The following is a 13,424-nucleotide window of genomic DNA, read 5'->3' as shown; positions in this document are numbered from 1 at the left end:
AGGAATCCCTTTCTCTATATGTTTTCTGCCATTTCTTCTTTAAATCCGAAGAAGTACGTAAAGATAAATCCGAAAGCATATGCAATTACTAAACCTAAGAAATATAGTAAATATTTATTGTCAGCAATTAATGGAATTAAAGATAGCCCTGATACGCCAATTCCAAGAGAAGCTGTTTGCATAACTGCTTGGAATGCACCACCGACAGCCGCTCCTAAACAAGCAGTAATAAACGGTTTCCCAAGTGGTAATGTCACCCCGTATAATAACGGCTCACCAATTCCTAAAAAGCCAACTGGCAATCCACCTTTAATTACATTTCGAAGTCGCTTGTTTTTTGTTTTCACATAAATCGCAATTGCTGCGCCCACTTGGCCAGCACCAGCCATTGCGAGTACTGGTAATAAAGGTGTTACCTGTGTTTGATTAATAAATTCCATATGAATTGGTGTTAAACCGTGATGCAATCCGACCATAACGAGAGGTAAAAATGTTCCCGCAAGTACTGCGCCAGCAAATGCTCCGCCAATATTTAAAATAGCATTAATTCCGCTCGTAATACCATCTGATAAGAAACCTGCTAATGGCTGAATTGCTAACATCGTTACGATGCTTACAACTAATACAGTAATGAGTGGCGTCACGATAATATCAACTGCATTTGGCACTGCTTTTCGAACTTGTCTTTCCACTACAACCATAAGCCATGCTGCGAAAATAACTGCAAACAATCCGCCCCGTCCGGGCACTAATGCTTCACCAAACAATTTTACGTTTGCCATCGCCGGATTGAAAATTAAAATACCAGCAATTGCCCCAAGAACCGGTGTCCCGCCGAACTCTTTCGCTGTATTCCAGCCGACTAAAATTCCTAAGAATGTAAAGATACCGCCGCCAATGAGTAGTAACATTTGTAACCACGTTGCATTTGGATCAGCACCAGCGTTTTTCGCAAAGTTAGCAACCCCGTTTATAATTCCTGACGCAACAAGACCTGGAATTAATGGGATGAAAATACTCCCTATTTTTCGTAAAAAGTTTTTCACCGGTGTATTATTTTTCTTCTTAATCTCTGATTTCATCTCTTGCCCAATATCTTCAAGGTGATGATCTGCTACCTCACCAATTCGTAGTCCTGTCAAACCTTCCATTTCAGCTGCTACTTTATTTACTGTTCCTGGACCAACGACAACTTGAAGCGTCTCATCTTCTATAACACCCATAACGCCTTCAACTTTTTTCAAAAGGTCCATGTTTACTTTACTTTCATCATGAAGCGTTAATCGTAGTCTCGTCATACAATGAGCAATACTACGAATATTTTTTATTCCTCCAAGTTGCTCCGAAATTTCCTTGGCCATTCTCTCTTCTTTCTTCATAATAGAATCCCCCTCCCTATTATTTTATAGTGCTTTCTTCACAAACCCTTTAGCGTATTTTAGTTTCTCCATTGCTTCCCCATATTCGCACTGCAACAACACCATAACAATTGCAGCTTTTACGTTACGTTCTGCCTTTTCATAATACTCTGTCGCTACTTCATAACTAGCGCCTGTTGCTTCCACAATAATTCGTTTTGACCGTTCTACTAACTTTTCATTTGTGGATTGAACATCTACCATTAAGTTTTTATATACTTTTCCTACACCAATCATCGAAGCTGTTGAAATCATATTCAGCACTAATTTTTGTGCTGTACCAGCTTTTAAACGCGTTGATCCTGTTAATATTTCTGCACCTGTCTCTACTTCCACATTTAACTTTGCATATTTACTTATTTCAGCATTTTTATTACAAGAAATACTCGCTGTACTCGCTCCTACGCTCTGTGCGTATTTCAAGCCGCCGATTACGTAAGGAGTTCTGCCACTTGCAGCAATTCCAATCACTGTATCTTTCTCATTTAATCCAATACTTTTTAAATCTTCTTCCGCTAACTCTTCGCGATCTTCGGCACCTTCCACCGCTTTAGTAAACGCTTTCAATCCACCTGCTATAAACCCTTGCACCATTTTATCATCCGTGCCAAATGTCGGCGGACATTCCACTGCATCTAGAATACCTAAACGACCACTCGTACCAGCACCAATGTAAATTAAGCGTCCCTCTTCTTCAAAAGATTTAATAACAGTCTGTACAACCTTTTCAATTTGTTCTATCTCTTTTTCAACTGCTAACGCAACAGTTCGATCTTCTTCATTCATACTTTGCAACACTTCTTTTATGCTCATTTCATCCAGATTCATTGTTTTCTCATTACGATGTTCTGTCGATAAATTTTCTAACATATTGCCACCCTCTTTGAAATTATATTTCACACTTTTATTATAACTTTAAGAAACTAAAAATCAATAACTCTTTCTTATTTTATGAAATAAAATTTCACTACATGACATATTTTTGTCAAAGATCATAAAGTGAAACTTTAATCAGTGGGGTTTTGTTCATCCCCACTGATTATTAGCCCGCACCAATCGGGCTTTTACGGGCAGTTGATCCCCCACCTAACTTTCTTTGCTTCCGCTGAATTTTGAAGTGGGGGGCTTACTGCCCGTTAACGGGATAAAAAAAGATGAGTCTCCTCATCTTTTCTTCTACTTTAACTTCCGTAACCGCAACGCTTCTTCTCGCGTCTCCATAAATTGATCCAATACTTTATTGCCAATTCGGTTGAAAGTAATAACATATAAAGCATCGATCATATTCAATTGTGTCATTCTCGAAGCAATACTCGCAATACGATGGTCTTGTTCTACATCTGGCATACAAAGGCGAATATCCGCTTCTTTATATAGGGGTGATGATTGATCTAATTTCGTAATTCCAATAACAGTTGCACCTTGTCTCTTTGCATACTGCGCCATTTCAAGCACATCTTTCGTTCGACCAGATGTTGAAATCGCAACAAATATATCGTCTTCTTTTAAATTTGTCACAAGCGGCAACATCATATGAAAATCAGATAGCATCATCGCTGTAAATCCAAGCCGCGTAAATTTATAAGCCCCGTCCATTGCTGGCGTAGCTGATCCGCCTACGCCGTAAAATATAATTTTATTCGCATTTACAATAAGATCTGCAGCTTTCTCAAGTTCCCTCTTATCTATTGCAGTAACACTCGCCTCAATTGCAGCTTTATTCACATAAGTAACTTTATTAAATAAATCATACGGTCCATCTTCTGTATTCATCACTGAAAAATCGTTAATATTATAATCAGCAATCGTTAATTCACGAACGAGTGCTATCTTAAATGCTTTAAAACTTCCGATTCCAATCGATTTACAAAAGCGAACGACACTCGCTTCACTTGCGCCTGCATTCGTTGACACTTCTTTCGTCGTTAAATTCGGTACAATCTCTGCATTCTCCATTATGTACATGGCAACCTTCTTCTCAGCTGGTGAAAATTGATCCATATTACTTTCAATTTTAAATAGTAATGTTGAAGCTTTCACTATTTAACCTCCACTTCTTACGGTTGCGTTCACTTATTTTCTCTTGCTTCAAGAAGGTAATAACCATCATCGCCAGGAGGATGAAACACATTTACAATGCGATTCCCTTTTTGATAAACAGTTCTTTCCCCTTCTGTCCACTTCTTTTCCCAACCGTTCATCCAAATCGCAACATCAGGTAAAAAAGCAGTATATTTCAGCTTCTGACCGTACTCACCATCTGCTTCTTCCGAAAAAATAGAAACCGGAAAATCTTTCACTTTAGATTCTTTCCATGCAGTAAATGGTATACATACTGCAATAAGTACGATTACACCGATAACCTTCTCCTTCGTAATCTTCACACTTCCCTCTCCTTGTCATATCACATACATAGATTTTACCATAATTACAAACCCTTCATGCTATATGATCATTGCTTTTGGGAATAAAAAAAGAGCTTACCTACATCAGATAAGCCCTTCCTGTTTATACAAAATATTTCTTCAAAAGTGGCGGTGTAATAATCGTCGTCAATATAACAACAATAACAATCGCTGTGAAATTTTCTTTCGCTAATAAATTCGCCGTAAGTCCATTTGCTGCGATGATAAGCGCTACTTCACCACGTGATACCATCCCCGCACCAATACTGATAGAAGATTGGCGATTAAATCCTGTCAGTCTTGCGCCTAAGCCGGATCCGATTAACTTTGTGAAAATCGCAACGAGAGTCATAATAATAATGAACCAAAGCTGACTTCCAATGCCTTGAAATGTAATTTCCATTCCGATACTTACGAAGAATACTGGAACAAATATTGCATAAGCAATCGGTTCAATTTTATGTTCCACTTCATGCTTATACTCTGTTTGAGAAATAGCAATTCCTGCTGCAAATGCTCCAATAATGCCTGCAATTCCCATCATTTCACTGTAATAAGAAAAAGAGAAACAAATAATAAGAGCCGCGCTAATTAACGCTTCTGTTACACGAAGCGGGACAAGCATTTTCATAATCCAAGGAACGACTTTCCAAGCAATAAAAACAATACTTACAAAGAAAATAATTTTCTTTACAATGACCAGTGTTATATTCACATCTTGTGTTCCTAAAAAACTCATTACAAATGCTAATAAAATAACGACAATGACATCATCAAATACGGCAGCACCTAAAATTGTTGTACTTTCTCTCGTATTCATTTTTCCTAGATCACGTAGCGTCTGCACCGTAATACTAACCGATGTTGCGCAAAGTAATAAGCCTAAAAAAATGGCATGGGATTGTATTAATCCAAACAGCAATCCTGTTACATAACCACCGATGAAAGGAAAAATAATTCCACCGGCCGCTACTGCAAACGACGATTTCAAATTCCGATTTAACTCTTCTAAATCTGTTTCAAGTCCCGCCATAAACATAAGTAACAAAACACCAATCTCACTCAATTCATCAATCAGTTCAGAATTATTAATAATACCAAGTACAGCCGGACCGATAATAATACCGACAATTAACTTACCAAGTACAGAAGGCTGACCAAGTCTTACACTAATGTCACCAGCTAATTTCGTACAAAGTAAAATGACGACAAGTTCAAAATAAAATAACATAGCATCTGCTCCTACTTTAACTTTAATCAGTGGGTCGTTAACCCCCGTCCATTTCTGCAAGTAGTTTCCCCTATTGATCCGCATTTTATTTGTCATATTTTTATTTGACAAAATATTCTGAATTATATTAAGATTAATCCAGCAATTTTAAAAAACTACATACCATAACTGCACCTCCACTTCCTTACTTACTCTTTTTTAATGGACTCATACTATAGTCGCAGTTATGGAAATGAAAAAACGGGGGGAGAGTCCAAAGTGAAGTCATTATTACGAAAAAAAGCGCTTAGTACTGAATCACCAAAGCAGCTAGCTAGAACATTAACCGCACTCGATTTAACATTTTTAGGAATCGGCGCCGTAATTGGGACAGGGATCTTTGTATTAACAGGTATTGTTGCAGCAAAACATTCTGGTCCTGGTATTATGCTATCATTCCTTATTGCTGCATTTACTTGTGCTTGTGTAGCCTTTTGTTACGCTGAATTTGCTTCTTCTATTCCTGTCTCAGGAAGTGTGTATACTTACGCATACATGACAGTCGGAGAAGTCGTCGCCTTCATCGTCGGATGGTGTTTAATGCTCGAATATTTACTTGCCGTTGCAGCAGTAGCTGTCGGTTGGTCTGGTTATTTGCAATCATTACTACAAGGGTTCAATATACACCTGCCCGCCATAATCGCCTCGGCCCCCGGCGTAGGAAAAGGTGGTCTCATCGATTTACCTGCTGTCTGTATTTTACTTCTTATTACTGGCCTTTTAAGTTTTGGTATACGCGAAAGCGCACGCATTAATAATATTATGGTTCTTATCAAGTTAGCCGTTATTATCGCCTTTATCGTAGCAGGTGCAAAATATGTAAAACCTGAAAACTGGACACCGTTCATCCCATTCGGATACGACGGTATTATTACTGGGGCTGCCACTGTGTTCTTCGCCTTCTTAGGATTTGATGCAATCGCAACAGCTGCAGAAGAAACGAAAAAACCGCAGCGTGACTTACCAATTGGTATTATCGGTTCTCTTCTTATTTGTACTGTTTTATATATGATCGTATCTTTCGTTTTAACAGGTATGGTTCCTTATACGCAATTAGACGTTTCTGATCCAGTTGCATTTGCATTGCATTTCGTTGGTGAGGATACAATTGCAGGACTACTCGCTGTTGGAGCGATGACTGGAATGACAACCGTTCTCTTAGTCGTTATGTATGGACAAGTTCGCGTTTCGTATGCGATGAGCCGTGACGGTTTACTTCCAAAAGCGTTAGCACGTGTAAATAAAAAAGTAAAAATCCCTTTATTAAATACGTGGATTACTGGCGTTGTTGCTGCTTTATTAGCAGGCCTTTTAGACTTACATTTGCTAGCGAATTTAGTAAACATCGGCACGTTAACAGCCTTTACATTCGTTTGCTGCGCAGTACTTATTTTACGAAAAACACACCCTGATTTAAAACGTGGATTCCGTACACCTTTCGTACCTGTATTACCAGTTGTCGCGATTCTTTGCTGCTTATATTTAATGATCAATTTGTCTAAAACAACATGGATTAGCTTTGCAGTTTGGCTTATAGTCGGCTTATGCTTCTATTTCTTCTACTCTAGGAAACATAGTCATTTAGCTATTGAAAAAACAAATGATGAAAAGAAAAAAGCATAACAAAATAGCTCGCCGTTTTAGCGGCGAGCTATCTTTCTGTACTATTATATTTTTTCGTCAACGATTGTAAAATGAAAAACATGCCGATGCAAGCTGTAAACCATGCCCAATTTCCTATTGATGTCGAGTATTTAACCATTCCAATACCTACAAGCAATAGAAAAATAATCACCTGATATATGAGCTTCCACTTTTGCATATATTCCCTCCTTTACTTCGTTCCCTTCTTTTTATTCTTCCAGGCATTCAAACTATCAAAGAAAAAGTTAATAAATAACGTTCCTAGTCCTGCTAATAAGAAAGTCATTAAAAATAAAACCCAAATACTTTTCTCTTTTAAGAGATAATATCCTACAAGGAGCACAACCGCGATCCATACATATTCAAGAATTCTTTTTAGCTTTTTCTGTTCCAAATTATTCGCTCCTTTTTTCTATGCTGTTTTTAGTATAACAAAAAAGAAGCCTATCATGATAAGCTTCTTTTCTTCTCTCTTACTTGTTTATGCTTTTTTCAACGAGTGAAATTGCATATTCCATCGTACGATTCATTGTTTCTACCTGTGTATCTTTTACTTTTACATCTTTCACTACAGCTTCTGCCACTGTAATTTTTTGACTCAGTGCTTTCACTGAACCGCCCGTTACGTTTGCAGCTTGCGCCTTTTTCACTACTACTTTTGCAGATTCAATATGAATTTGTAATTTTTCTTTCAATGTTTTCGGTTGTTCTACTACTTTAGATTGTATAAATGTTTGATTTGCAGTTTTTAATTCATTATACGCTTGAACAATTTGCTCTCCATTACTTGCTACATTTTCAAACACTTGTTTTGCATTATTATAGCTTTTCTCTAGTTCTTGAAATGCTTCCTTTGAATATTGACCTGGCTTATCACCAAATTCATACGTACCAGCTAACACTTCTTTTACTTTTCCAAGTTCTTCAAATAACGCATTTACTTGCTCTAACTTCGTACGGTTAGAAAACTCATTGTACGCTGCTAATACTTCTGAAGAACTTAACGCTTTACTATATAATTTCGCAAGCGCGATTTTACCGTTTAACGGAATACCACCATTGCCGTTACTATCAGGATCAGCTCCAAGTGCAAATGGTACATTTGGATGATACACTTTTCCTGTAGCTGGTTGGCTATTTACTTTTTTACCATCGACATAAATAGCTACTTCACTTCCGTTATACGTTCCTGTTAAGTGATATGTTTTGTTTGCTTCTAATTGAACTCCAACACGTTTATAACTGCCGCCAATGTGAGCCCATAATTCAACATAGCCGCTTCCTGTAGACTCAAATCCAATTCCACCGCTCTCTGTATTTTGCAAAATACCTTGTCCACGGATTTGATTCATTGAAAATACCGTTTCTAACGTAAATGTATTTGCTACTTTCTCTTTTTGTGCTGCTGAAAATGGAAGGTATCCAAATGTATTAGATTGTCCGTTTAACTTCATAACATTCTTTTTCAATGCTTTATCATATTCAATAGTCACATTGCCCTTCACATCACCTTTTGTTCCAAATGGTGAATTGTCTTTAAATGTACCATCTGCAAAATTCACATCAAAAACATCAGCCTTTGGCACTTTTACATTCGGATCAATATCATCTTTTTTCGTAGTAATTTCTGCCGTTAACGGTTGCGCACTTTCATTACCAAACGAATCAATTGCAACGACTTCAAGTGTATATGTTTTCCCGCCATCTAACCCTGCAAGCGTAAACGTAAGATCTTTCGGCACTGGATCACGATAAAACTCTGAGAATGCTAACAATTTATTCTTTATTTCTCCCGTTTGCTTATCTCTAGCTTGTACACGGTAAGAATGAACAAGAAGGTTGTCCAACGCTTGTGGGAATGTTACTGTTGCTGCATTTGCTGTTACATTTGATACAGCAAGCTTTGCATCCTTAGCAAAGTAAGGCTTTTCTTTATCACGATCTTCTACATGTGTAAATGTTTCTTTCTTTGCTGGTAATTTAATTTTCCAAGGCTCGCCTGTCCAAGAATTTGTATGGAAATCACGGCGATTAATCTTCACTTCTTCTTCATCTACTTCTACTAATAAACCTTGGCTTAACGTACTAGCTCCTGGCGGGATATTCCCTTGTACTTTACCACCTTCAACTTCCATATAACTTACTGAAGATGTACCAACTGATGTAAAGTCTTTTTGATGTATCGATCTCGGATCATCTAACGGATAATGTGAATGACCTGAAAACGTAATAACTTGTGGGTATTCTTTTAATACTGCATTAATTTTTGCGCTATCTTGCGTTCCCCATTCTTGGCTACCGTATACTGTATCTTTAATGTGCTGATGTAAAAATACAAAAATCGGTTTTTCTGGATCATCTTTTTGTGCTTTTACCATTTCTTCTTTTAACCAATTAATTTGCTTGTCCGAATAATAGCCATGAGTTGTTCCATTCTCGGGAGACATAACAAGGAAGTGATAACCTTTTACCACTTTATGATAATAAATTGATTCCATACCTGTTTTTTCTAAGAAACGCTTCTGTGCGCCCTCTACAGATAAACCGTTCCAATAATCATGGTTACCAAGAGAATTCATTCTCACGGCATCTTTATTTGCATTTTCATTATACACTTGCATGAAACGATCATATTGCTGCACTGACCCTGTATCCGTGAAATCACCTACAATAATAAATGCATCTTGCTTTGGTGCTAGTGTATTAAACTGTTCAATCGCTCTTTTCCAGCGAAATGTATCATCTGTTCCACTGTTTTTAATATGCACATCACTTACAACTGGAAAAACTATCTTCTTCTCACTTGATGCCCTTTCTTGCTTTTTCTCTTCCGCCTTGACTGATGTACTCCATGGAAATGATACGAATGCTAATACAAAAACCATTAATAATCCAATAAGGCCTTTTACTTTTCTTAAAGCATTTCTGTCCACTTGAATCCTCCTCATAATAATTGATTCATTACAAGGGCTATTTTATCTAATACATGTTAATGTCGTTTAAATAACAAATGAACTTTATTAGATTTTTGTAAATATACAGTTAATTAGAAATTAAGTCCAACATTCCTCGTACTATTGTATACAACCACCTTTTTTCTAAAAGAGTCTGATCATTCTTTTCCTATGACTATTCACATATAATCTTTTCTATAACACTAATGATAAGTTAAGGTTTAAGCCTATTAGACAATCTTAATTTTTAATATTTCCTTCTTTTTTTAACACATCAGCCATGCTTTTACATTTAATAGAGGGTGTTGCAAAACTCATAAATATCCAAAAATGAATGCATAAAAAAATCCGTTTTCCTGGAAAAATGATAGTAACCGAAACTATCTCCAGAAAGGACGGATTTACTAGTATGATAACCAAATTTGATGAAAATCAATCCATTTTACAGATTTTATTTGCATACGTAGACAGTTTAACTATTGAAGGCGTTCCGCCTGTGACAGGTCGCCCACCAATCTGTAGAAAAGCCTTACTGAAATGCTTTTTCTTGAAAACTGTATTTCAAATTGACTCTTTACGCAAATTAACACGTTTTTTGCATCAATATCCTTCATTTCGTGTATCTTGTGGTNATCAAAATGTATTATTTTCCGTTGCAGATGCTGCTTACGATAGTCAACGTATTTATGAAATTGCACGAACATGTAACATCTTTGCCATGAATCCAATCAATCCTAGGAATGGTGAACAAAATAAGAGTACACATCGTCGTGTATTATCTCATTTTATACAAACTATCTTTGGTAAACAATTGATGAAAGAACGTAGGAAAATTGAACAACAGTTTAGTAAACTCAAAGATAAAGGGTTGGAACAGCCACGTTGGTATGGTCAAAATCGCTATCTATTGCATGTTCAGCTAGTTTTTCTGATTCATAACATTGCATGTTTATTTTAGTTTTGCAACACCCTCTTAATAGTAATAAAAGACAACTTAAAAGGAGGGGGTATATTGAAGAATAAAAAAAATATCGGCTGTTTCGCTCCTTTATCTATTATTTGTCCAGACCCTTGTCCACCGCCCCCTCCTCCAAATCCAAATTGCGAGCGAGTAACAAATGAATTTGCAGGGAACTTCCTCATAACTAATAACACCATCCCATCTGCCAAAGATGCATCACAATCAATGATACTATGGCAAAGTGATGGGATACTACTTATATCAGGTACTGTCTCGGTTTACAATAGTACTAGCAGCACCGAAGCAATTACAATTCAAATCGTTGGAACAGTAACCAATATTTTCACTGTGTTTCCTGGTAATACAATATCGTACACAGGAAAAGACCTACAGTCGGTCAATATTATCAATATAACAAGTAATCCTTCACTATATTTAGAAGAGGGTGTTGCAAAACTAAAATAAATATGCAATGTTATGAATCAGAAAAACTAGCTGGATATGCAGTAGATAGCGATTTTTCCCATACCAACGTGGCTGTTCCAGCCCTTTATCTTTGAGATTGCTAAATTGCTGTTCAATTTTCCCACGTTCTTTCAACAACTGTTTCCCGAAGGTTGTAGTTACAAAATGTGATAACACACGGCGGTGTGAACTTTTCATTTGTTCGCCATTTCGTGAATTAATGGGATTTACCGGGAAGATATCACACGTACCTGCAATGTTATAAATGGATTGGCTATCATAAGCGGCATCTGCTATAGAAAACAACACATGTTGGTCTTCTATGTCTTGAAGTAGTACAGGAGCCATCTTGCTATCGTGTACGTTTGCTGTTGTAAACGCGTAAGATAACACAACACCTTCTGGTGTTGAACAAACATGAGCTTTNAACCACAAGATGAACGAAAAGAAGGATATGGATGCAAAAAACGAGTCAATTTGCGTAAAGAACTGATTTGAAATACGGTTTTTAGGAAAAAACATTTAAGTAACGATTTTCTGCAGGTGGGTGGACGGCCTGTCATAGGCGGAACGCCTCCAATGGTTAAATTGTCTACATACGCAAATAAAATTTGTAAAATGGATTGATTCTGATCAAAATTGGTTATCATACTAGTAAATCCGTCCTTTCTGGAGATAGTTTTGGGATACTATCATTCTTCCAGGAAAACGGATTTCTTTATGCATTCATTTTTGAATATTTATGAGTTTTGCAACACCCTCTTAGAAGGCAAGTACTGTTGTGAATTTACATGTTGCTTATAGAATACCAATTTCATTATTTCCTTAATATAAAAAGCATACCGTTTACGGTATGCTTTTTATGAGATTGGATAACGTACTGTAATACAAAACTCACCTTGATTAACAGTCGTTCCTGTCGTAGTAATTCGGACAGTAGTAAAATATCGGACAGTGAAAGTACCACTACTTTGTGGTTGTACAGTAATTGTATCAACTACTGTTGCACCTACTAAAAAATCAACTGTAATCGGGTTGGCACCTACATCATATTTCACGTAACCTGAACCATATACTTCTTGCGTGATATTATTTGTATATACAATTTGAGTACCAGCACCTGTAATAGACCAGTCTGTACATACTTGGTCTTGCACAAGTGTTTTATTAGAACAACAAGACAAACTGGAACTTCTCATTCCCATTTCGATCCTCTCCTATTCTGCTATGAAAGTGGATAACGTGTTGTAATACAAAATTCTCCCTGATACGTTCCAGCAGGTGTTGCAGGTAACACAACTTGTATACTATCAAAGCGACGATACGTAAAAGCAATACTCGTTCCTGGGTTTAATGTTTGTGTATCAATTGTACCCCCAGCAGAATCAAGCGCTTCTACAGTAATTGGGCCCGGTCCAACATCATATTTAACAAAACCAGTACCAACTACGTTTTGGTTGATATTATTTGTATAGAGAACATTATCAATTGCTGTTGCAACTACAGTAGCAGACCACGGACTACACACTTTATCTTGCACATAATTTTTATCTGGACAACAAGTTAATGCTGACCCTGAGCACTCACAAGACATAGTTGTTTCCCCTCTCTCTTTTATATTCCCTATATGTGTATGTCCCTCAGAGTCTTTTGCCTGTACTATTCATCTATTTTCAAAAATTTAACCTGAGTGCTAATGACTAGATAGATTCCGTTCTGTTTCTTTTTTTCATAAATTTATAGATTAATATACCACCTACAATAATAACTACGACCACTAATATCGGTAACATATATTGCCCAACAACATCCGCTGCTTTTTCCCAATGTGGACCTAATTTCATTCCAAAATAAACATACAAAGTCGTTAACGGGAACATTGCTACAAATGTATATATGCTAAATTTCCATATGTTCATTTTCGCCATACCACATGGAACAGAAATAAGCGTTCGAACTCCTGGCACAAAGCGTCCAACAAATGCTACAACCGGTCCATATTTCTCAAAGAAATCATCTGCTTTTTGAATTTGTTCTTCTTTAATGAAGAAGTATTTCCCGTATTTTATTAATAGAGGACGACCACCGTAATAACCGAGTGCATATAACGTTAAAGGTCCTGTCGTTCCGCCGAGGGTTCCGGCTAATACAGCAAGCCAAAAATTCATATCTCCCTCGTACACCCAATAACCAACCATGGGCAAAACTACTTCTGCTGGAATAAATTCAAACGTTAATGCTAACACAACTCCAAAATAAGAAAATTGCTTTAAAAACTCGATTATATCTAAAATAATTTGCTCCATA

15 protein-coding genes and 1 pseudogene are annotated in these 13,424 nt (G+C 36.9%); 3 read left to right on the top strand and 13 right to left on the bottom strand.

The annotated features are described in order from the left end of the window. Positions 1-14 precede the first annotated feature (14 nt). The 5 genes from V6946_RS04375 to V6946_RS04355 form a co-directional block, all read right to left on the bottom strand. Positions 15-1,379 carry a PTS transporter subunit EIIC gene (locus tag V6946_RS04375; protein WP_000711297.1) on the bottom strand — a complete coding sequence of 455 codons (1,365 nt, stop codon included), beginning with the start codon at positions 1,377-1,379 and terminating at the stop codon, positions 15-17. 24 nt (positions 1,380-1,403) lie between these two features. Next, complete coding sequence (murQ, locus tag V6946_RS04370; protein ID WP_006921037.1) at positions 1,404-2,288, bottom strand: N-acetylmuramic acid 6-phosphate etherase; 885 nt, start codon at positions 2,286-2,288, stop codon at positions 1,404-1,406. Positions 2,289-2,594: 306 nt separating this feature from the next. Beyond that, positions 2,595-3,458 (bottom strand): MurR/RpiR family transcriptional regulator, encoded by an 864-nt coding sequence (locus tag V6946_RS04365; RefSeq protein WP_000648169.1) that lies wholly within the window; start codon positions 3,456-3,458, stop codon positions 2,595-2,597. A 29-nt stretch (positions 3,459-3,487) separates the two neighbouring features. Further along, a complete protein-coding gene (locus tag V6946_RS04360) occupies positions 3,488-3,802 on the bottom strand; it encodes a hypothetical protein (protein WP_000704958.1) in 315 nt (104 codons plus the stop codon). A 124-nt stretch (positions 3,803-3,926) separates the two neighbouring features. Further along, on the bottom strand, positions 3,927-5,150 hold the full coding sequence (locus V6946_RS04355; protein WP_406622247.1) for a cation:proton antiporter: 1,224 nt from the start codon (positions 5,148-5,150) through the stop codon (positions 3,927-3,929). Between the two features lie 105 nt (positions 5,151-5,255). Between V6946_RS04355 and V6946_RS04350 the strand changes: the two genes are divergently transcribed. After that, positions 5,256-6,716 carry an amino acid permease gene (locus tag V6946_RS04350; protein WP_002040681.1) on the top strand — a complete coding sequence of 487 codons (1,461 nt, stop codon included), beginning with the start codon at positions 5,256-5,258 and terminating at the stop codon, positions 6,714-6,716. A gap of 28 nt (positions 6,717-6,744) precedes the next feature. On the opposite strand, the gene V6946_RS04345 is transcribed toward V6946_RS04350, so the two are convergent. The 3 genes from V6946_RS04345 to V6946_RS04335 form a co-directional block, all read right to left on the bottom strand. Next, positions 6,745-6,915: a hypothetical protein gene (locus tag V6946_RS04345; RefSeq protein ID WP_006921038.1), complete on the bottom strand. Its 171-nt coding sequence runs from the start codon at positions 6,913-6,915 to the stop codon at positions 6,745-6,747. 12 nt (positions 6,916-6,927) lie between these two features. Beyond that, positions 6,928-7,131 carry a hypothetical protein gene (locus tag V6946_RS04340; RefSeq protein WP_000435803.1) on the bottom strand — a complete coding sequence of 68 codons (204 nt, stop codon included), beginning with the start codon at positions 7,129-7,131 and terminating at the stop codon, positions 6,928-6,930. A 79-nt stretch (positions 7,132-7,210) separates the two neighbouring features. Beyond that, entirely contained in the window at positions 7,211-9,670 is a 2,460-nt protein-coding gene (locus V6946_RS04335) for a LamG-like jellyroll fold domain-containing protein (protein ID WP_197228867.1), read from the bottom strand. Positions 9,671-10,100: 430 nt separating this feature from the next. Here V6946_RS04335 and V6946_RS04330 point away from each other — a divergent pair, with 430 nt between their 5' ends. Continuing rightward, positions 10,101-10,649 carry a transposase gene (locus tag V6946_RS04330; protein ID WP_406622246.1) on the top strand — a complete coding sequence of 183 codons (549 nt, stop codon included), beginning with the start codon at positions 10,101-10,103 and terminating at the stop codon, positions 10,647-10,649. Here V6946_RS04330 and V6946_RS04325 read toward each other — a convergent pair. Then, the gene (locus V6946_RS04325) at positions 10,646-10,834 is read right to left on the bottom strand and encodes a hypothetical protein (protein WP_406622245.1); all 189 of its coding nucleotides are present in this window, start codon (positions 10,832-10,834) and stop codon (positions 10,646-10,648) included. The genes V6946_RS04330 and V6946_RS04325 overlap by 4 nt on opposite strands. Here V6946_RS04325 and V6946_RS04320 point away from each other — a divergent pair. After that, a complete protein-coding gene (locus tag V6946_RS04320) occupies positions 10,746-11,117 on the top strand; it encodes an S-Ena type endospore appendage (RefSeq protein ID WP_325826061.1) in 372 nt (123 codons plus the stop codon). The genes V6946_RS04325 and V6946_RS04320 overlap by 89 nt on opposite strands. On the opposite strand, the pseudogene V6946_RS04315 reads toward V6946_RS04320, so the two are convergent. The 4 genes and pseudogenes from V6946_RS04315 to V6946_RS04300 form a co-directional block, all read right to left on the bottom strand. Continuing rightward, positions 11,109-11,767, bottom strand: a pseudogene (locus V6946_RS04315) (transposase). The gene V6946_RS04320 and the pseudogene V6946_RS04315 overlap by 9 nt on opposite strands. 210 nt (positions 11,768-11,977) lie before the next feature. Then, complete coding sequence (locus V6946_RS04310; RefSeq protein WP_000525819.1) at positions 11,978-12,322, bottom strand: DUF3992 domain-containing protein; 345 nt, start codon at positions 12,320-12,322, stop codon at positions 11,978-11,980. 20 nt (positions 12,323-12,342) lie between these two features. After that, entirely contained in the window at positions 12,343-12,711 is a 369-nt protein-coding gene (locus V6946_RS04305; protein WP_001277540.1) for a DUF3992 domain-containing protein, read from the bottom strand. A gap of 106 nt (positions 12,712-12,817) precedes the next feature. Beyond that, positions 12,818-13,423 (bottom strand): DedA family protein, encoded by a 606-nt coding sequence (locus tag V6946_RS04300; protein WP_000435023.1) that lies wholly within the window; start codon positions 13,421-13,423, stop codon positions 12,818-12,820. Between the last annotated feature and the right edge of the window lies 1 nt (position 13,424).

The organism is Bacillus sp. PPSBB_2, assembly GCF_045291115.1.
Taxonomy (GTDB): Bacteria; Bacillota; Bacilli; order Bacillales; family Bacillaceae_G; genus Bacillus_A; species Bacillus_A cereus.
Note: the sequence above shows the minus strand (reverse complement) of the source record. Positions and strands in the feature narration are given on the sequence as shown.